This is a genomic window from Bacteroidota bacterium, assembly GCA_023957335.1.
Taxonomy (GTDB): domain Bacteria; phylum Bacteroidota; class Bacteroidia; order NS11-12g; family UBA955; genus JALOAG01.
Genome location: JAMLHC010000003.1, coordinates 277,474 through 302,848, shown reverse-complemented (window position 1 = coordinate 302,848; position 25,375 = coordinate 277,474). Strand labels below are relative to the sequence as shown.

The following is a 25,375-nucleotide window of genomic DNA, read 5'->3' as shown; positions in this document are numbered from 1 at the left end:
AATGTCAAACAGAATTGCATTATTAGGTAGTGGAATTCCTAACATATTTTAGCCGTGGTTGGTGTTGTCGCCAAGCACTTCAATTTTCTTCTCCTAAACTTCTATAATCCTGAAGAAATTCAAAATATTTTATCCCTGTATTGTAGAAATAAGCGCTACGATGGTAGCAATCCACAGGTGTAAGACTGCTCTTATTAGACCAAACTTGGATACTTTGCAAAGTTTGGTCTAAAAGTATTTTCAACCGCAAAAATATTTTGATTTCAAATTGTGGTTAAATATCCTTTCAGCCGTGGTTGTTTTGTTCCAACCCCAACTCTATCTCCCTCTCCCTACTCCCTTGCCAATTCCAGTGCACGCTCCAATCCTGTTGCATCGCTTCCGCCTGCGGTTGCGTAGAATGGCTGTCCGCCACCGCCACCACGGATTTCTTTGGATAAGGTTTTGATTAAAGTGCCGGCATGCAAACCCTTTTCTTTGACTAAATCATCGCTGAGAATAATGCTCAAGAAAGGTTTGCCGTCAAAAATACTTCCCAAAACGCAGTATAAGTTTTCAATTTCATTGCGAAGTTGATAAGAAAGATTTTTGAGTTGCTCGGCATTTGCTACTTCCACTTTGGCAATCAAAACATTCATTCCCTCTTTTGGGGTTAATTGAGCTTTTAATTGTTCCTTAATATGTTGTGTTTGCTCACTTTCAAGGGTTTCTAATTTCTTTTGAAGTAGGGATTTTTCCTCCATCAAATGTTCCACTGATTTGAGTAAATCTTTGGATTTGAGCAAATTTTTGAGCGAGTTTATGGCTTCCCATTGTTCGGACATCAGTTTGTCCACCGCATCGGCTGTGATGGCCTCCACCCTGCGAACACCTGCGGCAACGGCTGATTCGCTAATGATTTTGAATGAACCAATTTGCCCGGTAGCTTTTACGTGAGTTCCGCCACACAGTTCTCGGGAATATGCTGGGTCAAAGGTAATCACACGAACATTTTCTCCATATTTTTCTCCGAATAACATCATTGCTCCCATTGTTTCTGCTTCTTTGATAGGCACATTTCTACGTTCGTCAAGGGCAATATTTTCTCTGATTTTTTGATTGACAATCTGTTCTATTTTTTCAATTTCTTCTTGGGTAATTGCTGCAAAGTGCGAAAAGTCAAAACGGAGATAATCTTTGTTTACCAAACTTCCTTTTTGGTGAACATGGTCTCCTAAAACCTGCCTCAAAGCCGCATGGAGTAGGTGAGTAGAAGAGTGATTATTTTCGGTCAGTCTTCTGTTGTTCAGGTTGACGGTGGCAGTATATTTCCCTGAAAGATTTTGAGGAATTTTTTCGCAAAAATGAATAATCAGATTATTCTCTTTTTTGGTGTCAATAATTTCAAGTTTTTCGTTGGAATTGCTAATAAAACCCGTGTCTCCTACTTGCCCTCCGCCTTCGGGATAAAAAGGAGTTTGGTCAAAAACCAATTGATAAGATTCTTTGCCTTTGGCTTTTACTTTTCTGTATTTCTGAATGGAAATTTCGGCTTCTGTTTGGTCGTAACCCAAGAAAACAGTGGGTTCTTCTGAACCAATAATTTGCCAATCGTCTGTGGTGAGTTCGGTAGCTTTGCGCGAGCGTTCTTTTTGTTTTTGTAATTCAACTTCAAAAGCAGCTACATCCACTTCAAAGCCATTTTCTCTTGCAATCAGCTGAGTTAAATCCAAGGGAAAACCGTAGGTGTCGGACAGTTCAAATGCGTCTTCTCCTTTGATGATAGTTCCGCCTTCGGCAAATTTTGATTCTAAAATATGAATTCCGTTGGCAATGGTTTTTAAAAATCCAACTTCTTCCTCGCGGATAACCTTTGCTACAAAATCTTTTTGCTGATATAATTCCGGAAAAATCTCTTTGAAATTATTGGAAATCAACTCCACAATGGTGCATAAAAACGGTTCTTTGATATGCAGAAACTGATATTGATAGCGCACCGCTCTTCTCAAAATTCTGCGGATAACATAACCTGCTCCTCCGTTGCTTGGCAATTGTCCGTCTGCAATAGCAAAGCTAATCGCACGAATATGATCCGACAAAACTCGCATGGCAATATCGGTTTTGGAATCGCTGAATTGATATGAAACTCCGGAGTGATTTTCTATAAAACGAATGGTTGGCACAAAAACATCGGTGTCATAATTGGAAGATTTGCCCTCTATGGCACGCACCAAACGCTCGAACCCCATTCCTGTATCCACGTGTTTGGCAGGAAGCAGAACTAAACTTCCGTTTGCCATTCGGTTAAATTCCATGAAAACCAAGTTCCAAATTTCAAGCACTTGCGGATGGTCTTTGTTGACCAAACTTGCTCCGTCAATTTTGGCTCTTTCGCTTTCCGTACGTAGGTCTATATGGATTTCACTACAAGGACCGCAAGGGCCGGTTTCGCCCATTTCCCAAAAATTATCCTTTTTGCTACCATTGATAATTCTGTCCTCGCCAATCCATTTTTTCCAGTTGTCAAAAGCGTCTTGGTCAAAAGCTAAACCTTCTTTTTTATCCCCTTCAAAAACAGTTACATACAATCTATTTTTGTCTAATTGATATACCTCAGTCAGCAGTTCCCATGCCCATTCAATGGCTTCTTTTTTGAAATAATCTCCAAAGCTCCAATTTCCCAACATTTCAAACATGGTGTGGTGGTAGGTGTCCACGCCCACTTCCTCCAGGTCATTGTGTTTGCCGGAAACACGCAAACATTTTTGGCTGTTGACCACACGCGTAAATTTTGCTTGTTCGTTTCCCAAAAACCAATCTTTAAATTGGTTCATTCCCGCATTGGTAAACATCAAAGTAGGGTCATTCTTAACTACAATTGGTGAAGAAGAAATGTGTTGGTGTCCTTTATTTTCAAAAAAAGCCAGAAATTTTTGTCTTATTTCATTGCTGTTCATTTGAGTTATACTTCTTTTTTTGGTTTGTTTAATTTATTTTCGCGTCTTGCAAAAAGACGAGGCGCAAAGATAGACAAGCCAAACAGATAGAAATGCCAAAAGCTAAATATTTCTTCAATCCGCACACCCTCAGCTATGAGAAGCACAGAAAAGGCTTTAAGTATTATTTCTGGCGAAGTATTATTGTCCTGGTCATGTCTTTGGGTTTTGCATTTGCCATATTCTTTTTCTTTACAGGGATTGTAGATTCGCCCAAAGAAACACTCCTCAAAAGTGAGAATGCTGAGCTAAAAGAACAGTTAGCGCAAGTAGAAAAGCAGGTGCAGTCAATGAGCCTTACCTTGGACGGGTTGACCAAAAAAGACGAAGACATCTATCGCACTATTTTTGAAGTTGAACCATTGAGCAAGTCCACACGAAAAGCAGGAATTGGCGGTTCTGACAGATATGATTATTTGCGAAAGTTGAATAATGGTAAATTTTTGATAGAAATGCGTAAAGCCATTGATAATCTTAATGCTCGAATGAAAGTGCAAGAGCAATCTTTTGATGAGATTATAAAATTGGCTGAAAACAAAAAGAAAATGCTGGCAGCCATTCCTTCCATTCAACCGGTTGCAAACAAAGACCTATCCAGAGTTGCATCGGGTTACGGATATCGTATTGATCCTTTTTACAGAACTAAGAAATTTCATTCAGGACTTGATTTTTCTGCTCCCAGAGGTACAGAAGTCTATGCAACGGCTGACGGAAAAATCGAAGATTTGCAAACAGATTTGTGGGGATATGGCAAACATATTATCATTAATCATGGCTATGGTTACAAAACCCTTTATGGACATTTGAGTAAATTTGAGGTTAAGAAAGGTCAAATGGTAACGCGAGGACAACTTATTGGCAGAGTAGGAAACACCGGTAAATCAACCGGTCCGCACATGCATTATGAGGTTCACATTAACGGAAATGTTGTGAACCCCACTTACTTTTTTCATAATGACTTGACTGATGAAGAATTTAGGAAACTTGTTGAACTTGCTTCCTTGCCTAATCAATCGTTTGACTAATTTTATAGGGCTATGGAGCACGCTAATGAACGCAAAAATTTCAGGATTGGAGAAGTTGCCAAAATGTTTAAGGTTAAAACTTCTTTATTGCGTTTTTGGGAAACTGAGTTTGAACAACTTAAACCTTTAAAGACTAAGGGAGGAGAGAGAATTTATCGCGCAGAACATATTAAGTTGATAGCCCAAATTCACGATCTCACGAAAGAGAAGGGTTATACGCTTGCAGGAGCTAAAGAAATTTTAACTATATCTAATCATAAACTTGAAATACAGCAGGATATTACTCAACGACTGAAGAAAGTGCGAACGATATTGGAAGGATTGAAAAAAGAGCTGGAAGAGTAATCTACACAACAGTTATCCAATCAAACCAAATTTTAACCATGAAAAAAATATTATTATTATTGCTTATTGGTGCTCCTGTGAGCAATGTCTTGGCTCAATCACTGCATTTGAGCACAATGAACAGCTTCTTAAATTCTGCTTTTGAACAACAAAGCCAGCCCATAATTAAAAGCAATATTATTCCATCCAAGACTGTGTCTTCGTCTGTTATTGGGGGGATTGCACAAATAATGCAAGCTGAAAAGTTTAATTTCGAAATTAGTCCCAATACTGTGACACATGGAGATACCTTGATTGTCGGATTCACTGCAAAAGATACCTTGTTTGTTACAGGAACTTGGAATCATTCCGGACCGATATTGGTAATGAATGACGGTGTTGTTATTTTCAAAAATGCTAATGCAAATATCTTGGGCGACTTGTTGATTGTAGGGTATGGTAAGGTGTTCGCAGATTCTTCTTTGCTCAATTTTCCTCAACAATTCTTTTATCAGCGCACCATTCTTGTTTTTCAACACGGGTATCTGAATTTTTCAAATACAAAGTTGAATTATGGCGGTTTTACACACAATTTTACTGTGTCAGACTCCGGTGTAGTAGTGATGAATAATGTAACTCAAACGGATTTCACCACAACAGGACTTTCCGGCAACGGCAGTATTTCCATCAATGGTTGCAATCTTACGGGAGAATTTATCATTATGGACAATGTCAATCTTCAGTTGCAAAACGTACAACAAGCGTTGCTATGGCATCATTTTCCGTCAACAGCGGTTATTAATCACAATTTTCCATCCGGGGACAGTTTGAGTTCATATACCTTTAACAATTCAACAGTGGGTGTAAGTGGTATTGATTATAATATTCAAGTCAATAATTCTACACATATCGAATGGGGTATGATGCCGCTTGGAGGCTCTGATATTGCAGTTTCAGATTCTAAGATTAGGGCAATTGGTCTGTGGTTTACCGGGAATGATTCGAGCAGTGTGTCGGGTTTGGTTGATAATGCTAGCTACCCGGACTTTACTGCACCATTAAATGACAGAAATTTGCATATCAAAAACTCAAGCGTTACTACTTGGAGTCTTTATATTTTTGACAGTAAGAAATTATATATCAAAGGTTGTATTCTGGGGGAAGTGGGGTCATTTGGCACCTCGAAAATTACCGGAGAAAGCTATTGGGTTGATGGTTCGGGCGGTTATTGTTTTTCCTCTGATTCATCTTTTTATTTCAATGCCAATGTGGTTGTTTCCTCTGCTGTCAGAAGTGAGCGAAATTCCTTTTTTGTGTTTGCGTATTCAACCCAAACTGTAGGCGTCCCTACTGCAATAGGGCAGTCTGTTTTGGTTGTAGCACAAAGTGTTATTCCTCAAGACCCCATTGCGTTTGACCGGAGTGTAGTATGGTTGGCAAATATTGCACAACCGGTGATAGGCAACATTAATACCGATATTCCCATCATCGGTTCGGCATGGATTGACAAGACAAAATCAAGCCCTTTGATGGACTTTGCACAATATAAAGTTGATTTTCAAAAAGAAGGAGATATTGTCTGGACTCCTTTAACAGGCAATATCACGAATGAGGTTAGAAATGGAACACTTGCTACATGGGATACTCGTACATTGGCAACGGGTAACTATATCCTGCGTTTAACGCTTTCGGACACATGGGGCAATCATGTAGAAGCTAAGAAAACGGTGATTTTACAATCAGAAGCGCTGAGTGCGTATTTGTGCGCTTTTGACAAAAAATTGAGGATTTATCCCAATCCTTTTTCTGAACAAACGGTGATTCAAACTACCACAGTTCTAAATGATGCAACATTGTTTGTGTCAGATATATTCGGCAAGAATATTGTCCGTATTAGCGGTATTGTCGGGCAAGCCATTACCTTGAACAGGGAAGATCTTCCGGCTGGTATATATTTTATCAGACTTGTACAAGACAATCAGGTATTAGCAGACGCAAAGATTGTGGTTTGTGATTGAATGGATTGATTTCTAATTTGACTTATTCCGATTCGAAAAACCGCTCCATCAATTTTTTATCTTTTGTTTTATATGCTTTCAGAGGCTCAGATTGGCTTTGGAGGTATTGTTTTATGGGAAAACGAAAAATAATAGTTAGGAGCTTGGTTAATGGCGAAATACCTTGTTTTGTTTTATCATAATAACTGTTTAAATCATCGCGCCTGAACTGAATTATTTTTTCTAAATTATCTCCATCCACAAAATGACCGCAATGAAAATTATGGGTGGCAAAGGAGTGCGATTTAAAGTTTACTTTGCCCAAACCAAATATCTTGAATGAATTTTGTAGCTATGATTGGTGTTGTCACCAATTACAAAAATGAAATATACATTTGCTTCATTCAACAGACTTCATTAATGAACAAATATTTATTGACGATTACGACAATTGTACTTGGACTTTTCCAGCTTGGTTGGGTTTATGCTCCGGCAAGAAAAACACCTTTTGGAACACAATACATCAAAACGATGGGGTATTATGTTGACAAGAGAGAAATATGTATCAGTGATTGGCGGCAGTTTTGCTATGTTGTCAGAACAATCAGCGGTGATACTGCAGTTTCATTCTATACTCCTGATACAAACGCAATCATAAAACGTTATGGAAGTAATATTTTCACATCTCGTTCCAACGCATATAAGGATTCAATAGTAGTTGGTTTGACACCAGCACAAATAGAGCAATATTGTAAATTCAGGACTTGGGCGGTACAACAGGTTAAAAGTGGATTTTCTGCTTTATCCTATTCGCCTCTTGATTCGGCAATGTATGCTAGTTTGACATCAGTTGGGAGCACAGCAGGAGTAAAGGCTATTGCTTCGGATATCCCGGAACTTGTGCGTTACGAGAGTGAATACAAAATTCACATCAACAAGGATAGTGCTATACATTATCAGGATTTCAAAGGTGTATTTGGGTTCAGGTGTATAGCAAGGTACAAATAAGTATAGCAAATGATTTATTTGCTTATAGTGCTTGAACTAAACAAAAATTTTACCAATAACTTTTTGAATTATTCATCAAAAAAGGATTTTGCAACACTAAATAGAACACAACTTGCACTTGATATTATGTCAGCTGTAAAAATAAAATGGACAAAATGAAACACATTCAACTCATAGAAACTATATTATACGTAAATGACCAACAAGCAAGTGCTGGTTTTTATACAAAATTATTTCGACAAAAACCCGACTTAAATGTTGCTGGAATGACAGAGTTTAGACTTGCCGAAAACTGCAAATTAGGGCTAATGCCAAACAAAGGAATTGCCAAAATACTTTCGGGCAAAACACCGCATCCGGACCAAGGAAACGGAATTCCAAGATGCGAACTTTATTTTTACGTTGAAAATATTGAACTCGAATTTGAAAATGCTATGAAAATCGGAGCAAAACTAATAAGTGATGTTAAAGTCCAAGATTGGGGCGACAAAGTTTGTTATTTTGCAGACATTGACGGGCATATAATTGCATTTGCAGAAAAACTGAATAAAAAATAAAGTGAAATTATCGGACAACAGCTAACAAGCGTTTAGCACACAAGAAGGTTGTAAATTGTATCGTTGTTTTATATTTAAATTGTGATTATAGCATTATCAGCTTTATTTAATCAAATTCAAAGAAACCGGATTCGTCAGGAGTGCTTGGTGACAACACCTACCATGGATGTAAAACAAAAAGTCAGTTCGGCATCCGAACTGACTTTTTACATATTGTTAGAGGAGTATTTACCCCTGATACAAAGGGTATTTAGCCATCAGCTTTTTCACTTGTTCGTGGATGGATTTCAGTTTGGTTTCATTGTCGTGGTTCATGATAGCCTCGTCAATATAGGTAACAATTTCGGGCATTGCATCCTCTTTCATTCCTCTGGTGGTGATGGCGGGTGTACCCACTCTGATACCGGATGTTACAAAAGGTGAACGGGTTTCGAACGGAACTGTATTTTTGTTTACGGTAATACCACACAAACCGAGTGTGTTTTCTGCCAATTTGCCTGTGATAGCATCACCTTTGGGTCTGAGGTCAATCAACATTAAATGGTTGTCTGTTCCGCCTGATATCAACTTGTAGCCCCTTGCTATAAACTCTTTTGCCATGGCTTGTGCATTTTTGATTATTTGCCTGCAATAGTCGGAGTATTCGGGTTGTAAATCTTCGCCAAAAGCCACTGCTTTTGCTGCAATCACATGCTCTAATGGACCTCCCTGTGTACCGGGAAATACACCGGAATCAAGCAATGCGCTCATCATCTTGAGTTCGCCCTTGGGAGTCCTTTCGCCAAAAGGATTTTCAAAATCTTTGCCCATCATAATCACGCCTCCTCTGGGTCCTCTCAACGTTTTATGGGTTGTAGAAGTTATGATATGACAGTGCTTAAGGGGGTCGTTAAGTAGTTTTGTGGCAATCAATCCGGCAGGGTGCGCAATGTCTGCCATTAATAATGCTCCAACTTGGTCTGCAGCAGCACGCATTTTGGCATAATCCCAATCGCGACTGTAACTGGAAGCTCCGGCTATGACCAATTTGGGTTTTTCGGCTATGATTTGTTGCGCAACTTTGTCAAAATCAATCTTTCCGGTTTCTTCTTCTACATTATAAAAAACGGGGTTATAGAGTTTGCCTGAAAAATTCACAGGAGAACCGTGTGTCAAGTGTCCTCCGTGAGATAGGTTGAACCCTAAAATCTTATCACCGGGCTTAAGGCAAGCAAGCATCACAGAAGCATTAGCTTGTGCGCCTGAGTGTGGCTGAACATTTGCCCATTCTGCACCAAAAAGTTCTTTGAGTCTTTCTCTGGCAAGTTCTTCGGTTTGATCCACAATTTCACATCCGCCATAATAGCGCTTGCCGGGAAGCCCTTCCGCATATTTATTTGTCAAAACACTTCCCATTGCTTCCATTACTTGTTTACTCACAAAATTTTCTGAAGCAATTAACTCTATTCCTTCCTGCTGTCTTTTCAATTCCTGATGGATAAGACCAAAAACCAAATCATCTCTTTTCATGGGTTGCGAAATTACTCAAATAAGTGATTCAAAAACAAGGTGTCGGGATGACTGGATTCGAACCAGCGACCCCTTCGTCCCGAACGAAGTGCGCTACCTGGCTGCGCTACATCCCGATTGCCTTTACTTTGGATTTGCACAGCAAATGTAATATCAAATTCATACATGAAATAACTGTTGGTGGATAAGAACAGAAACATTAACGCACGCATAGTTCTCAGCCATCAATATTTTTAAATTGTCCTTTGTGCATTGTCGCTTACCTTTGCACTCTTCTTCACGCCATGCCTTTTAAGTCGGGTTTTGTTACAATTATTGGACGTCCCAATGTAGGGAAGTCCACTATTATGAACCATTTTGTGGGTCAAAAACTTTCTATTGTTACCCCTAAAGCCTCTACTACAAGGCATCGCATTACGGGTGTGGTAACGGATGAAAACTACCAAGTTGTTTTTTCAGATACTCCGGGTGTGATTAAAGCAGCTTATGAACTACACAATGCCATGATGGACTTTGTGTGGACTGCCTTGGAAGACAGCGACCTTGTCTTGTATATGCTTGAGGTGGAAGAACCTGTGAATGATTTGATAATAAATAAGCTCAAAGAATCAGGGTTGCCGGTGTTGGTGTTATTGAACAAAATTGATTTGAGTACTCAAAAAAGAGTGGAAGAAAGAATTGCAGAACTTATCCAAAATCCCTTATTTAAGGATGTAATTCCGGTGAGTGCTTTGTATGGGTTTGACAGCAAAATAGTATTAGAAAAAATTGTGAGTTATCTTCCCGAAGGAATGCCTTATTTCCCTGATGACCAAATAACTGACAGAACCGAGCGTTTCTTTGTTTCTGAAATTATCCGTGAACAGATTTTTTATCTTTATTCAAAAGAGATTCCATACAGTTGCGAAGTGATTGTGGAAGATTTTAAGGAGCAAAATAATATCATAAACATTCGGGCTTTTATCATGGTTGAGAGAGAAGGTCAAAAAGGAATATTGGTAGGCAAAGGAGGGGAGGGGATTAAGCGTGTTGGTACTAAATCAAGAAGAGAATTAGAAACGTTTCTGGAAAAACATGTTTTTTTGGATTTGAGAGTAAAAGTAGCCGAAGGCTGGCGTAAAAAAGAGTTGTTTTTGAAAAGATTTGGGTATAAAAATTAAAGAAAATGGGAAATATAGTAGCCATAGTAGGACGACCCAATGTGGGCAAATCCACCTTGTTTAACAGGTTGACAGGAGAGCGCAAAGCCATTGTGCACGACTCAAGCGGTGTAACCCGAGACCGGCACTACGGTGAATGTGAATGGACAGGCAGGAGCTTTACTGTTATTGATACAGGCGGGTATGTGCCCAACAGTAGCGATGTTTTTGAAAAAGCCATCGTAGAACAAGTGAATATTGCTATCCAAGAGAGTGATTTGTTGCTCTTTGTGGTGGATGTTACCAATGATATTACAGACCTCGACATGGCTTTTGCAAATGTGCTTCGCAAAACAGGCAAGCCGGTTATTATTGTTGCCAACAAAACGGATAATCAAATGCTGATTCCCCAAGCAAGTGTGTTCTACAGCTTTGGTTTTGATGAACTTTATACTATTTCTTCGCTTTCCGGAACCGGAACGGGAGAACTGCTCGATAGGGTTGTAGCACTATTGCCCAAAGAACCTGAAGCTGATATTCAAGAAGTGATTATTCCAAAGGTGGCTATCTTAGGTCGTCCCAATGTCGGCAAATCTTCGTTGACCAATACTTTGCTTGGCAATGACCGCAATATTGTTACAGATGTTGCCGGCACAACGCGTGACAGTATTCACTCGCATTATAATGCTTTTGGCAAGGAGATGATTTTGATTGATACTGCGGGTATTCGAAGAAAAAAGAATGTGATTGAAGACATTGAGTTTTACTCGGTAATGCGCTCTCTCAGGTCTATGGAAGAAGCGGATATTTGTGTCATCATGATAGATGCCACAATCGGAATGGATGCACAGGATGTCAATCTTTTCTACCTCGCACACAGAAGAGGCAAAGGAATTGTGGTGTTGGTCAATAAATGGGATATAGTTGAAAAAGATACACATACCGCCAAAGACTATACTCAGGTAATTCATTCGCGTGTGCAACCCTTCTCCGACTTTCCGATATTGTTTATCTCCGCCATCAACAAGCAGAGAATTTATGATACGGTACAAAAGATTCAAATGGTGTATGAAAACCGACACAAACACATTTCTACGTCAAAACTAAATGAGTTTGTTCAAGAAATAATGGAACGTCATCCTCCGCAATCTAAAAAGGGTAAGCATGTCAAAATCAAATACGCCACACAACTCAAAACCAATTATCCTTGCTTTGTTTTCTTCTGCAACCTGCCGCAATACTTGACAGATGCATACAAAAGGTATATTGAAAATCAGATGAGAAAAGAATTTGATTTTAACGGAGTGCCGGTCAAGATGTTTTTTAGAAAAAAATAAATTTCACCCGACACCTGTTAACCCAATAGGAGAGGTTTTTTTTCGCCTCCGGTAGTGTTCCGCTCCATTCTTTACCTTTGTGTAAGTAATGTTTGTCAAAGAACCCCGGAGTCATTTTCCATTTCTGTTTAAAAGTGCTGCGCCCGTCATTCATCTGGATTCTTTTGAGCGATTTTGACCCGAAATGATACACCCTGCTATTTGCAATCCCTCTAAACTCTCGCACACCAACTTGCCAAAGTTTCATACTGAAATCAGGGTCGGAATACAAGCCCGGACTAAATTCAAGACTATATCCGCCTACTTTATCCCAAAGCGATTTATGCACCACATTGGGAGGCCAACTTGCGCCACACCAATCTTTCTTAGGAATATCAGCAAATTGCGAAAGAAGCTCAGTTTCATTGAAATTAGCGGGATTGGTGCCAAAATTGTATCCGCCAATGGCACACATATTCTTGCCTGCAAAAGGCTCTATCATGGTAGCAGAAAAAAAGAATTGATGGTGACCTAATTGCTCAATCTGTTCCAACAACACTTTGTCCCAAGCAGGTAGCGCATACATGTCATCATTAAAATAACAGATATAATCAGTCGTGGCTTTGGTTGCAGCTAAGTTTAACGCCTCGCATATTCCAATATTCTCCGAACTTTGCGTAAACTCAATTTGATCATTGTTCCTTGCCCAGTCAAGCGTTCCGTCCGTTCCTTCGTTAATGTGCAAGATTAGCTGATGTCGGTAGGTAGAATGTTTGAGGATGCTCTCCACACAAAGTTGCAAATAAGGCAAATTGTTCCAAGTAGGAATGAGTATGGAGAATAGGGGTTGCGACATTTTACAGCATGCAAAAGTAATGTTCTTTATATAACATAAACCTCGATACATTGAACCAAAAATCAGTAAATTTGCACCCTCAATGAATACAGACAAAATTCTATTAATAGGAGCCTGCGGACAATTAGGTACTGAATTGACCGAAACACTTAGGCAAATTTATGGTGACAGTAATGTAATTGCATCCGATATCAGAAAATCAGACAGCCCTGTGTTTGAATCAGGTCCGTTTGAAACCTTGAACGTTTTGGACAAGGCGCAATTAGGAGCGGTGTTTGCCAAATACAAACCCACTCAGGTTTATCACTTAGCCGCTTTGTTGAGCGCAACAGCAGAACAAAAGCCCAAACTCGGATGGGAATTGAATATGGACGGCTTGTTCAATGTGTTTGATGCAGCGCTCGAATATAAAACCGCCAAAGTCTATTGGCCCTCATCCATTGCAGTTTTTGGTACCAACACACCAAGACATAACACTCCTCAATTTTGTATTATGGATCCAACCACGGTATATGGTATAAGCAAGTTGGCGGGAGAACGCTATTGTGAATACTATTATAAAAGATACGGTTTAGATGTGAGAAGTCTGCGCTATCCGGGTTTGATTGGGTATAAGTCCGCACCCGGTGGAGGAACAACTGATTATGCCGTGAGCATTTATCATGACGCATTGAAAACAAAACATCATGAATGTTTCCTCAGCGAAAAAACAACGCTTCCTATGCTTTATATGCCGGATGCACTTAAAGCAACAATAGGATTGATGGATGTTCCTGCTGAAAAAATACTGATACGTTCCAGCTATAACCTTGCCGGCATGAGTTTTTCGCCCGAAGAAATTACAGCTGCTATTCAAAAATTCATTCCTGAATTCACAACCACATACAAACCTGATCAACGTCAAGCTATTGCCGATTCGTGGCCCGCAAGTATTGATGACACCCGCGCCAGAACAGACTGGGGATGGAAGCCGGATTTTGATTTAAATAAAATGTCTGAGGATATGCTCAAAAACCTGGCTGTGCAGTATGGAGTGAAATCCATATAACTCGTTCCTATATAAAAGCATTTTCCGTCAGTTATACAAAAAAATGCTGTCTTTATGGATAATTGAATTTCAATTCGTTTGAGATTCGTACTTTTGGTGCTCAAATAAACAATACTTTTAAATTATGGAAGAGAATAAAAAAGGAATTAACCGTAGAGAGTTTTTGTCAACCGGTGGAAAAGCAGTAATAGGATTGGGTCTTGCAAGCACTTTGATAGGGTCAACTGCACTTGAAGTAAGTGCAATGGACAATGCGAATAATTTTAATCAGAATGAACCTCTTTTGAAAGTTGGATTGACACAGAAGCCGCTACAATATGCATACAATGCGCTTGAACCCTATATAGATGCACAAACTATGGAGATTCACTACAGCAAACATGCGGCTGCTTATGCCAAAAACCTTCAGGATGCAGCCAAAGCTGAAAATGTTTCTGAAAATACAGATGTGTCAGATATTCTCAAAAATATCTCAAAATATTCTGCAAAAATGAGAAATAATGCCGGAGGGCACTATAATCATGAGTTGTTTTGGGATATTATGTCTCCTACTCCTCAAACATCTCCGCAAGGAACATTGGCAAAAGCAATAGACAGAGATTTTGGTTCGTTTGAAAAGTTTGCGAACTTATTTGAAGAAAAAGCAAAAACACGTTTTGGCTCAGGATGGGCATGGCTGACCTTTAACAATGGAAAATTGGAAGTTGGCTCAACACCCAATCAAGATAATCCTTTGATGGATGTTTCCGACTTGAAAGGAGTGCCGCTGATGGGCATAGATGTTTGGGAACACGCCTATTATCTGCATTATCAAAACCGCAGACCGGATTATGTAAAAAACTGGTGGAAAGTTCTTGACTGGAAAAAGGTTCAATCAAGATTTGAGCTTGTGTCTAAGTAAGGCTTCATTTGAACAAACACTTACATGCGTTTGCAAAAATGCAAAATGAGCTTTCTAAGTTTGTAAACTTGGAGTAATTTTGCACGACTAAAAAATGTAAGAGATTTATGAAAGTGGCGGTTGTCGGTGCAACAGGACTTGTAGGAACCAAAATGTTGGAAGTATTAGAGGAAAGAAATTTTCCTATAACAGAACTTATCCCCGTTGCTTCTGTTAAATCAATAGGAAAAAAAGTACTTTATAAAGGCAATCAGTATTCCATTGTTTCTCTTGAACAGGCAATTCAATTAAAACCACAGATAGCTCTATTCTCTGCCGGAGGAAATGTTTCACATGAATGGGCCCCTCGTTTTGCAGCAGTCGGAACAACTGTAATAGACAATAGTTCTGCCTGGCGTATGAATAAGGACATTAAATTAGTAGTACCCGAGGTTAATGCCCATTTGTTAACCAAAACCGATAAAATTATTGCCAACCCCAACTGTAGTACCATTCAAATGGTAGTGGCTTTATCTCCTATATATAATAAGTTCGGAATTAAAAGACTCGTCATTTCTACTTATCAATCCGTTACAGGGACAGGTGCCAAAGCTGTAGCACAATTAATGTCAGAAAGGAAAGGCGAACAAGATTCTGAAAAAGCGTATCCCTATCCGATAGATTTGAATGTTATTCCTCAAATTGATGTCTTCGTTGAAGATGGCTACACCAAAGAGGAAATGAAGATGATGAATGAAACAAGAAAAATTCTAGGTGATGAAAAGATTGCTATAACTGCAACTACAGTGAGAATACCGGTAATCGGAGGTCATAGCGAATCCGTGAATGTCGAAACTTTAAGACCCTTCGAAATCGAACAAATCTTCTCCCTCTATAATAATAATACCTATGGTATTAGGCTTAAAGATAACCCCAAAGAACTTTCCTATCCTATGCCTATTGATGCACACAACAATGATACTGTGTGGGTCGGACGAATCAGAAAGGATTTTAGTCAACCCAATGCCTTTAATATATGGATAGTTTCTGACAACTTGCGCAAAGGCGCAGCCACCAATGCAGTTCAGATAGCAGAGTATTTGCTCAAACATAAATTAGTATAACAAAACATCTTGCATGACAACAATTCCAGGCTTTTATAATCTTAAAGTAAAAAAAGTAAATAGAGAAACAGATAAAGCGGTAACTGTTTTTTTTGAAATTCCGGAAATTATAAAAGATAAGTTTCACTATAAGGCTGGACAGTTCTTGACTATTGAAGCAGAAATCAAAAATGAAAGTGTCAGGCGTTCCTATAGTATTTGCACTTCTCCTTATATTGATTCGGATTTAGCGGTTACTATCAAAGAAGTAGAGGGTGGTAAAATGTCAACATATATAAATAACCAATTAAAAGAAGGTGCATTCCTCAATGTGATGCCTCCCAATGGAAAATTTATAGTTGAACCGCAGCCAATCAACACTAAAGTATATATACTATTCGGGGGAGGTAGCGGTATAACGCCTTTGATGGGAATTGCAAAGACTGTTCTTTCGCAAGAACCTGAATCAAAAGTCTATTTGATTTACGCCAACCAGAATATAAATGCTGTCATTTTCAAATCTGCTTTAGATGAAATGGAAAAACAAAACAAAGACAGATTTAAAATCTATTATTCTTATGACAAAGCACCAATGATGTGGTTTGGTCTGAAAGGGTTTCTAACCGAATCTGTTGTAGTAGATATTTTGAAATATAAAATAGCCGGACATTATGCTTCCGCTCATTATTATATATGTGGACCAAGTCCTATGATGGATGTTGTTATGCAAGGATTGGTAAATATTGACATAGATGCAACTCATATTCATAGCGAATATTTTGGAGCTACAACAAAACACGAAAGCAAGGTATCGGATGTGCAAAGCGAAGGCAAAAAAGGATTCTCCGGCAAAGCCAAAGTACAGGTTACACTGTATGGAAAAACCATTGAGATAGAAGTAAAAGAAAACCAGACTATTTTAGATGCAGCCAATGCAGCCGGACTTCAACCTCCTTATTCATGTACAGTGGGCGTTTGCACCACTTGTAGAGCCAAAGTGCTCAAAGGCAAGGTTGAGATGATGGAACGAGAAGGGCTGAGTGATTCTGAAATTGACGAAGGATATATTTTAACCTGCCAGTCTCTTCCACGAAGCGAAGAAATTCAAATCATATATGAGTAAAGATAACATTAAAGTATTTTCAATTGTTTAAAACATAAACAGTGTCTGAAATTTGAATGCCAAAAAAAAATAAAAAAAAATTTGGCAGTATGTTTAATATTGTCTAATATCGCCTATTCAAAGTATCAAAATGTACAATCTAACAAAATACAGATATGAAAAAAATGTTTACTACGCTCAGATTCAACGTGCATCAATTTTATTTATGGGTTGCAGTTGTATCTTTTAGTTTAATTCCGAGAATCGGGATTTCTCAATCCATTGCAATTGATGATTTTACAACAAACCCGGCTCCATATTGTGCAGGAGTACATACCTATACGGGATCTAACAATCCTTGTTCGAATCCTAGCGGTTGGGGTAATTGGATTGAGAAAATGGAGTTAGGCAATTATTATCATGATGAGACTTCCTTATGCAGAACTGTAAGAACATCTTATTCATATTTTAATGAAATGCCGATTCAGTTGGTTACAAATGCTACACCGTATGTTTTAAAAGTTACCATACCGTCCGGTGGCGTACAGCGTGGTATTTTTGTGTGGTTCGACTATAACTTAGACAATAAATTCTCTGACAGTGAATACTTAGATCAAGGAACAAATTTTGGAATGACATATAGTGCAAGAACAGAATGTCAAAGAAAGTTGTCAATTCCTTGCGGAATGGCTCCGGGTATATACAGACTCAGAATCGCTATAGATTATAGTGGTTATCCGCTTAATGCAAGTATGGGTTGTAATTTCACCAATCACTATGGTGAAACTTGGGATTTTGATGTACAGGTAATTGCGGCTCCTAAAGTGGAAAAAGCACCTGACTTTCTGGTCCCATCCAATGTTTATTTGAACTCACCTGTTACTTTCAAAAACACATCCTATAAATTATCATGGCCATTTACCTGGGATTGGGATTTGGATGGAACGGATGCTACTTCAGTAGATTATACTATGATTCCTCCGTCTGTTGGCGTGCATCCTCTAAGATTAAAAATTCAAGGTTGCGGTACTGCGGATAGTGTTACAAAATCTATTAACGTAAAGGCTCCCTCTAAGGTTCCAGGGACCGATTTTTATTCTAATAGGACAATCATAGAAGAGTTTGACGAAATCATTCTCAGAGATATTTCATCCGAAGGTCCAACCGGTTGGAATTGGACAATTTCTAACCCTAATTATTTGGATTTAACAAATGTAGATGGTGTTCCAATAGGATTAGGTGGAGGATATAATGCTACTAAATTTATTCTGCAAGATATGGGACATTTTGATGTATGTCTTGATGCTAGTAATAATCTCGGAAGTTTTAAAAGATGCAAGGATGAATATATTGAGGTAGTGCCTTATTCAGAATTCAGATTAGGAGCAGGACTTTCTGCGACTGAATTGGGTAAAGGTACTATATATGATAAAGGTGGTCCAACAGCTAATTATCAAACCGGAGCAAATGGAGATCCTTCAATATGTAGGCTAAGAATACAGCCTTGCGGAGCAAAAGCTATCACATTAAATGTTGTACAATTTAAATTTGCTCAGGTTTCTCATAATTTGAAAATTTGGGATGGTCCAAATCCTTCCTTTGGCGTTCCTTTGCACCCTCCAGGTGGATTTAACCCTTCGAACTCAACACAGCCATTTAAAGTTGTGGCATATTCCGGTGCTATGTATATGGAATTAGATACCAAAACATCAGGCTCAGTTGATAGTGGTTTGATCGCATATTTTGAAACTGATTACGGTGTTTTAGGTACACCAGTTCCTTCTATTACTGTTGGCAATAATCAACCTGTTGCATATACGAATGCAATCACTGAAATCAGAAGCACATCTCAAAATATTGCCGGATTACCTGAATACTATTGGCAAGTGGATGGTGTAGATGTTCCTCCGGGTCAATTGTTAGGAGATGGCGAAGCATTTAATTATAATTTTAATGCTGCCGGTACTTATAAGATTTCATTATGGATTAAATCTAATTGCCATAGTGGTGTAGGTAGTTTTGACGTATATGGAGATCCAATTGGTTCAGGATTTGTAAAATATATTACCGTAGTTGACCCAACAGATCCTACGAATATAGATTTCACTGCAAACAATCGTAGACCGGATGCTTATACTCCTATTATTATTAAGTCAGTTACAGACAAAGCCAATAAATTCTTATGGTCAATCAACCCTCCGGGTAAATTTAATTTTGAATTTCCTTTTAATGAATATAGTCAGGACTTAAGAGGTTCGTTTACAGAGGCAGGTGCTTACGATATTACTTTGTCTGCATGGAATAGCAACGACTCTGCTTTAACAGGAGCTGTTTTGACAAAATTAACCTATATCGCTGTTGTGGATTATTGTGTTCCAAATGTACAAATTGTAAGTAGTGATGTATCCGTTAATAATGTTAAAATTTCAAAAGGTTCGGAGACAATCTTTAGTCAAAACTCTTTATCAGGAGAGGTTGGATACGAAGCTTTTACTTCTCCTAGCGCAACTAAAATTCCAATGATTTTAGGCGGCAATTATTCTGTAACTTTAACAAGAAGTACAAATGCTGCTGCTGTTTCTCATGCAGTGTTTATTGATTTTAACGGAGATGGCTTCTTTGATTCTACCGAAAGAGTTCTGCGTAATATTAATACCAATAGTAAGAGTTCGATGGCAAGTTTTAAAGTTCCGGATAGTGAAACTGCTTATACCAATTCACCCGTTAGAATGCGTGTGGTTACTTCGTTCCAAAACGAAGAACCTTCCCCTTGTGGTCCTCTTTCTGTTGGTGAATTTGAAGAATATTTGGTACAGTTAACTTCTTTAACTAACGTTCCGACTCTTACTCTCAATGGTAATGCAACCACTTATACAGAACAAGGACTTGCTTTCACTGACCCGGGTGCAACTGCAACAGATAGTTTTGAAGGTGATATTTCATATAGAATTCAAACCCAATCTGATTTGGATATTAATACCCTCGGTACTTATACAATCACTTATAATGTTAAGAATTCATCCGGTGTAAGTGCTTCTCCTGTTGTTAGAACTGTTATTGTTACAGATGATAATACAGCACCGGTTATAACATTACTTGGAAATAATCCTGATACAATAGAAGTGCTTTCCGGTACTTATGCTGAACCGGGTTATACTGCAATTGATGCTGTTGACGGTGATATTTCTGCTCAAGTTGTTGTAAATTCTAATGTAAATGAAAATATATTAGGAAGTTATCAGATTAAATATACTTCAACAGATGCAGCAGGAAATTCTTCTAATGAGACTAGAATAGTTGTGGTTGAGGATACCGAAGCCCCTGTTATACATCCTGTGGGTACAAATCTTGTTGAATTAGGTAATTTCTGGTATGATCAAACAAGCGTTACTGATAATTATTGGTCAGTAAAAGACATATCATTAACAAAAGTATATGGAGTAAATGGTCCCGTTCGTTGGGATATAAAAGGTGTTTATACTGTTGATTATACTGCTACTGATGGTTCAGGAAACAGCAGTACATTAACAAGAACTTACATCGTAGATGATTATACACCTCCTGTTATCATGCTTAATACCGCTGATACAGTTATTCATGATGTTAGTACAGCATACACTCCGGTTCAACCTTCATTTAGTGATAATTCCTTTGCTCCTAATACTTTAGACGTTGAATATAATACCAATTTGAATATCAACGAGATTGGTTTATATTCTGAATCATATAAAGTGTCTGATGGTAATGGAAATACTACTATCAAGACACGTTGGATAAATGTTGTTGACAGAGTATCTCCCGTTATTTCTGCTCCTTCTATTTGTTCAAAAGTTGGAATTGATTTTGATACCAAATCTACCATTATAGTAACTGATAACTATTATTCTTCTGATGTTTTGTATGGCTTGGTTAAAACAATATTCTCAGATGTTAACCCTTGGGAAATTGGTTCATATAATGTAACCTATTCAGTTATTGACCCATCCGGCAATAAGTCGAACTTAGCAAAACAACAAGTACTTATTTCAGATGCTTGTGATTTAGTTACAGGTGTGAATGATGTTGTTTCTAACCAGAATATCATTGTATATCCTAACCCTTCATTAGATGGGGTATTTACTGTTGATTTTAAAGATTTTAATCATCAAGTGAATAAAATAGAGGTTGTAAATGCGGTTGGGTTAAACATTAAAAGCATTTCTTCTAATGAAATTGTAAATGGAAAACTACGCATAGATATGTCTGGATTTGCACAAGGTGTCTATATGTTGAATATCCAAAGTGCTGAAGTAAATGTGTCTTTAAAATTAATGATGATAAAGTAATTGAGCGTATAAGTAAAATTAAAAAAGAATTGTGTGTATGAAAATATTAAAAATAAATAAAACAGAAATGATAAGCAGATATTCTAAGAAATTAGTATTACTTGGATTCATGACAATCTCTTATGGGATTGCAACATCTGCAATTTGGGATCCCTATTGTACTATAAGAAGACCTAGTACTGCCGGATATGGTTGTAAGGATAGGTTAAATATTGAAAATATTAGTATTAAACAAGGGGCAAACGTTGTTTATTATAAAGAGGCTGATGGATGCTCAGGTCCTGCTAATGTTAACCCTTTGACTAATTCAGCCGAGTATGGAAAGGTAGTAAATTCTGAAAGTAATCCCGTTATGTTATCTGCCGGTGCTACCTACAGCATAGGAATTACCTCTTCCGGTAATACAGTGGCTGATAATGGTTATGCCGGTTTGTGGATAGACATGGATTATAACAATTCATTTGTAGATGCCGGAGAATTACTTAATTCTTCTCCTACATCTTGGCCTGTTACTTCTCCTAAAACTACTCCCGGTGCTTATTCATACATTTCCTTTACAATCCCATGTTCTGTTAAACAAGGTTTGACAAGAATAAGAATATCATTGGATAAGTATTCCGGAGCTGTTACTCAAGCCAAAGGTTGTGTGCTTGTTCCAAACACTCCTTCTGCCTATCCCTGGTATGGTGAAACTGAAGACTTATATATCTATATTGCCAAAAGTACAAAGCTTGCAGTTGATTTCATTGTTCCTGCTGATATTTATGTGAACTCACCCGTTAAATTTGTAAATAAAAATACTGTTGGTTTTATCTCTCACGATTGGGACAGAGATATTGACGGGTATGATTTGTCATCTACAGACTACTCAACAGAATATGCAACACCGGGCAGTTACAGTGTTAAATTACGTTCTGAAAATTGTTATGGAATTGATAGTGTAACCAAGACTTTTAATGTAATTGTGCCTTCAGCTGTTCCTACAATTGATTTTATTGCCAATACTACAACTGTTGACGTTGGTGATGAATTAACTCTTTATGATATTTCCGGCAACGGACCTACCTCTTGGGATTGGCAGTTAAATAACCCTATTCAGTCTCTTTATGATCTCACAAATGTTGATGGTACAGCCAAAGGATACTTAGGCAAAACAAATATTATCTCATTTATGATGAATAATTTAGGAAAGTTTGATGTATGCTTGACTGCAACAAATGGACAGGGTTTTGCTTCTAAATGTAAGCCTTCATACATCACCGTGCAAACACCTTCTAAAATACTTTTAGGTATTGGAGATAATAAAACTCAATTACCGAATGGTACTGTTTATGATAGAGGTGGACCTGCCAATAACTATTCTACCGGAGCCTTAGGTAAACCAAGTAGCAATAGTTTATTAATCCAACCTTGTGGTGCAACAGAAATTGCATTAAATGTAACACAGTTAAAACTTGCAGATAAAACACATGGGCTTAGAGTGTGGGACGGAACAAGTTCTAATGGTAAGCCATTACATCCGGCCGGTGGTTTTAATATGATAAATAGCAGTACACCCTTTACAATCAAGGCAACTTCAGGGGCTATGTATATTGAATTGAATACATCAGCAGGAGTTGTTGCTGATAGCGGTTTAATTGCTACTTTCACGACTGTTTTAGGAACTCCTTCAGCTCCTTCTCCTTCTTTTGATTTCTTTATTCCCGGACAAAATCAAGCATTTACAAATGCAATTACAATGTTCCATAGTACTTCCGGCAACTTATCCGGAATCCCTTCTTATGGATGGTATATTGATGGTGTGGCTGTCCCTCCTTCAAATTTATCTGATGGTGGTAAAACACTTAATTATGAGTTTACGACTCCGGGCACTTATGACGTGTGTATGATGGTAATGACTTGTGCAGGTGATTCAATGGTTTGTAAAAGTATTACTGTAAAAAATCCTACAGGTACGGCTATATTGAAGATTGGTGCTGATAATGTAAGACCACAAGTAAATGAGGTGGTTTCTCTATCCGGAATGTCTAATATCGCTAGTAAGTTCAGATGGGAGATTGTTCCTTTAACTTATCAAGTGGTTCCTCCTTATACCTTAAACTCTAAAGATTTACAAGTTAAATTTACAGCTTCCGGTGCTTATAATATTCGTCTTGTTGGTTGGAATACACTCGACTCAGCGGGTACTATTCGTTCAGTTGTAAATGATTCATTTATTAAAGCTGTTGATTATTGTTCTGTTACTTCTAATGTAGTTACTGAGGATGTTGGAAATAATCTGCTTAAAATAACGGATGCTTCTAATACTGTTATTTTTAATCAGCCAAGTTCGACCGGTACTACAGCGTATCAAAATTTTACATCTGATGAATTTGAGGTTATAAATTTATTCGCGGGAGGACATTATAATTTATTTATGTCCAGAGAGACTAATTATAACAGAGTTTCAAGAGCTGCTTATGTAGATTGGGACGGAAACGGTTTGTTCTCAGATGAGGAAAGAATAGCATATTCTTATAATTCTGAGTATAAAGAGTTCTCTGCTGATTTTCAAGTTCCGGAAGTAAGTAAGTTAGTTCTTGGCAAAGTGAGGATGAGAGTTATTACTTCGCACTCCACACTTCCTTTTAGTCCTTGTCAAGATTTAAGTGCGGGTGAAATTGAAGATTATAATGTGAAATTAATCTCTTCTGACCATGTTCCTGTTATTAATCTTGCAGGTGATAATATCATTTATGTTGCTTTGGGTGGTACTTTTGTTGACCCCGGCTACTCTGCAAGTGATTTTGTTGAAGGTGATATTACATACAGAGTTGTTAAAACAACTAATATAGATGTGAATACAATCGGAATGTACTATGTAAGATACAATGCAGTAAATGCAAGCAATATTGCAGCATTGCAAAAGGAACGTATTGTGATTGTAATGAAAGACAACGACCCACCTGTGATTACTATCTTAGGTGCAAATCCTGATTATTTGGAAGCAGGTAATGGTGCTTATGTTGATCCGGGCGCTACTGCTATGGATAATCTTGATGGGAATGTTACAAATTTAATTGTGGTAAATGGTGCTGTCGATCATACTCATCTTGGCAACTATACTATTAATTATTCTGTATTTGATGCAAGCGGTAATTTTGCTTCATCTGATAGAGTTGTTACCGTGGAAGATAAAACCAAACCGGAAATTCATTTTATTGGAGGTACAAACATTGCACTTGGTTCTGTTTGGACTGATATGACTTATGCTACAGATAATTATTGGAGTGGAAAGGACTTAGTGCTTGAAAAAACTTATGGATTTAATGGACCTGTTAACCAGAATGTGAAAGGTTCTTATACGGTAACATATAAAGCTACTGATGGTTCCGGTAATTCAACTACCGATACCAGAACGTATATTGTAGGTGATTTTACTGCTCCTGTTATTTTACTTAATACTGAAGATACAATTTATCACGATGTAAATAATCCTTATAATTCCATCAACCCCACAATCTATGATGACCTAACTAATTATAGTAATTTGTCTATCTTCAAGTCAGGTACTGTAAACCCCTACAAAATTGGAACATATACTGAATTATTCCGTGTAATTGATGATGCGGGCAATCAAACCGAAGTTACAAGAACTGTTGTTGTATTAGACAGAATTGCCCCGTCTATTGTTACCCCTTATATCTGCACACCCCAGTTTAATGTTTATAACAACAAAATTGGAGTAATTGTTGAAGATAACTATTATTCTTCAGCAGAGTTGATGCCGCTTGTAGAAGTTATTTACAGCGATGTAAATATCTTCATCGAAGGTATCTACAAAAATCTTTATGTGGTTACAGACCCTTCAGGTAACAGAAGTGAAGAGGTTTGGAGAGTGGTTGAGGTAAACAAAAATTGTGAAGTTCTTTCTTCTGTCAATACAGTAGATGGAAATGAACTTATTAAAGTTTATCCTAATCCTTCTAACGGATTGTTTGATATTAATCTGGACAATATAGCCGGCAAAGTTCAATCTGTTGAAATTGTTAACTCTGTGGGTGAAATTGTTCTGACTATTGACAAAAACCTTATTCAGAAATTAATCTCTGTTGATTTGTCAGGTTTTGCCACAGGTGTTTATTCTGTCAAGATTTCAGGAAAAGATATTAATATAGTTAAACGAATCATTATAGTAAAATAAAAAAACAGGGGCTGTGGATCTCCAAAAA

At 37.9% G+C, this 25,375-nt stretch carries 17 protein-coding genes and 1 tRNA gene; 13 read left to right on the top strand and 5 right to left on the bottom strand.

What is annotated here, in order from left to right; all coding sequences use genetic code 11:
• Positions 1-332: 332 nt before the first annotated feature.
• A complete protein-coding gene (gene alaS / locus M9892_07240) occupies positions 333-2,936 on the bottom strand; it encodes an alanine--tRNA ligase (GenBank protein MCO5254137.1) in 2,604 nt (867 codons plus the stop codon).
• A 92-nt stretch (positions 2,937-3,028) separates the two neighbouring features.
• On the opposite strand from alaS, the gene M9892_07235 reads away from it, so the two are divergent.
• The 3 genes from M9892_07235 to M9892_07225 are packed head-to-tail and all read left to right on the top strand — an operon-like array spanning position 3,029 to position 6,342.
• Positions 3,029-4,000, top strand: a complete 972-nt coding sequence (locus M9892_07235) for a M23 family metallopeptidase (GenBank protein MCO5254136.1) — start codon at positions 3,029-3,031, stop codon at positions 3,998-4,000.
• 12 nt (positions 4,001-4,012) lie between these two features.
• Positions 4,013-4,345 (top strand): MerR family transcriptional regulator, encoded by a 333-nt coding sequence (locus tag M9892_07230; GenBank protein MCO5254135.1) that lies wholly within the window; start codon positions 4,013-4,015, stop codon positions 4,343-4,345.
• Between the two features lie 38 nt (positions 4,346-4,383).
• Entirely contained in the window at positions 4,384-6,342 is a 1,959-nt protein-coding gene (locus M9892_07225) for a T9SS type A sorting domain-containing protein (GenBank protein MCO5254134.1), read from the top strand.
• A 22-nt stretch (positions 6,343-6,364) separates the two neighbouring features.
• On the opposite strand, the gene M9892_07220 is transcribed toward M9892_07225, so the two are convergent.
• The gene (locus M9892_07220) at positions 6,365-6,646 is read right to left on the bottom strand and encodes a hypothetical protein (protein ID MCO5254133.1); all 282 of its coding nucleotides are present in this window, start codon (positions 6,644-6,646) and stop codon (positions 6,365-6,367) included.
• A 14-nt stretch (positions 6,647-6,660) separates the two neighbouring features.
• Here M9892_07220 and M9892_07215 point away from each other — a divergent pair, with 14 nt between their 5' ends.
• Positions 6,661-7,329, top strand: coding sequence for a hypothetical protein (locus tag M9892_07215; GenBank protein MCO5254132.1), 669 nt, complete (start codon positions 6,661-6,663; stop codon positions 7,327-7,329).
• A 155-nt stretch (positions 7,330-7,484) separates the two neighbouring features.
• Positions 7,485-7,886, top strand: coding sequence for a lactoylglutathione lyase (locus M9892_07210; protein ID MCO5254131.1), 402 nt, complete (start codon positions 7,485-7,487; stop codon positions 7,884-7,886).
• Positions 7,887-8,114: 228 nt separating this feature from the next.
• On the opposite strand, the gene M9892_07205 is transcribed toward M9892_07210, so the two are convergent.
• Positions 8,115-9,395, bottom strand: a complete 1,281-nt coding sequence (locus M9892_07205) for a serine hydroxymethyltransferase (protein MCO5254130.1) — start codon at positions 9,393-9,395, stop codon at positions 8,115-8,117.
• 42 nt (positions 9,396-9,437) lie between these two features.
• Positions 9,438-9,511 (bottom strand) — tRNA-Pro (locus M9892_07200).
• 168 nt (positions 9,512-9,679) lie between these two features.
• Here M9892_07200 and era point away from each other — a divergent pair.
• Together era and der are read left to right on the top strand one after the other, a co-directional pair.
• Positions 9,680-10,555, top strand: coding sequence for a GTPase Era (era, locus tag M9892_07195; GenBank protein MCO5254129.1), 876 nt, complete (start codon positions 9,680-9,682; stop codon positions 10,553-10,555).
• A gap of 5 nt (positions 10,556-10,560) precedes the next feature.
• Positions 10,561-11,871 carry a ribosome biogenesis GTPase Der gene (gene der, locus M9892_07190; GenBank protein ID MCO5254128.1) on the top strand — a complete coding sequence of 437 codons (1,311 nt, stop codon included), beginning with the start codon at positions 10,561-10,563 and terminating at the stop codon, positions 11,869-11,871.
• Here der and M9892_07185 read toward each other — a convergent pair.
• On the bottom strand, positions 11,858-12,706 hold the full coding sequence (locus M9892_07185; GenBank protein MCO5254127.1) for a glycosyltransferase: 849 nt from the start codon (positions 12,704-12,706) through the stop codon (positions 11,858-11,860). The two genes, der and M9892_07185, sit on opposite strands and share 14 nt — an antisense overlap.
• 82 nt (positions 12,707-12,788) lie before the next feature.
• Here M9892_07185 and M9892_07180 point away from each other — a divergent pair, with 82 nt between their 5' ends.
• The 6 genes from M9892_07180 (at position 12,789) to M9892_07155 (ending at position 25,347) form a co-directional block, all read left to right on the top strand.
• Entirely contained in the window at positions 12,789-13,754 is a 966-nt protein-coding gene (locus tag M9892_07180; protein MCO5254126.1) for an NAD-dependent epimerase/dehydratase family protein, read from the top strand.
• 295 nt (positions 13,755-14,049) lie between these two features.
• Positions 14,050-14,655 carry a superoxide dismutase gene (locus M9892_07175; GenBank protein MCO5254125.1) on the top strand — a complete coding sequence of 202 codons (606 nt, stop codon included), beginning with the start codon at positions 14,050-14,052 and terminating at the stop codon, positions 14,653-14,655.
• Positions 14,656-14,762: 107 nt separating this feature from the next.
• Positions 14,763-15,758, top strand: coding sequence for an aspartate-semialdehyde dehydrogenase (locus M9892_07170; GenBank protein ID MCO5254124.1), 996 nt, complete (start codon positions 14,763-14,765; stop codon positions 15,756-15,758).
• A 13-nt stretch (positions 15,759-15,771) separates the two neighbouring features.
• Positions 15,772-16,860, top strand: a complete 1,089-nt coding sequence (locus tag M9892_07165; protein ID MCO5254123.1) for a ferredoxin--NADP reductase — start codon at positions 15,772-15,774, stop codon at positions 16,858-16,860.
• Positions 16,861-17,015: 155 nt separating this feature from the next.
• A complete protein-coding gene (locus tag M9892_07160) occupies positions 17,016-21,164 on the top strand; it encodes a DUF5011 domain-containing protein (GenBank protein ID MCO5254122.1) in 4,149 nt (1,382 codons plus the stop codon).
• A 37-nt stretch (positions 21,165-21,201) separates the two neighbouring features.
• Positions 21,202-25,347, top strand: a complete 4,146-nt coding sequence (locus M9892_07155; GenBank protein MCO5254121.1) for a DUF5011 domain-containing protein — start codon at positions 21,202-21,204, stop codon at positions 25,345-25,347.
• Positions 25,348-25,375 lie beyond the last annotated feature (28 nt).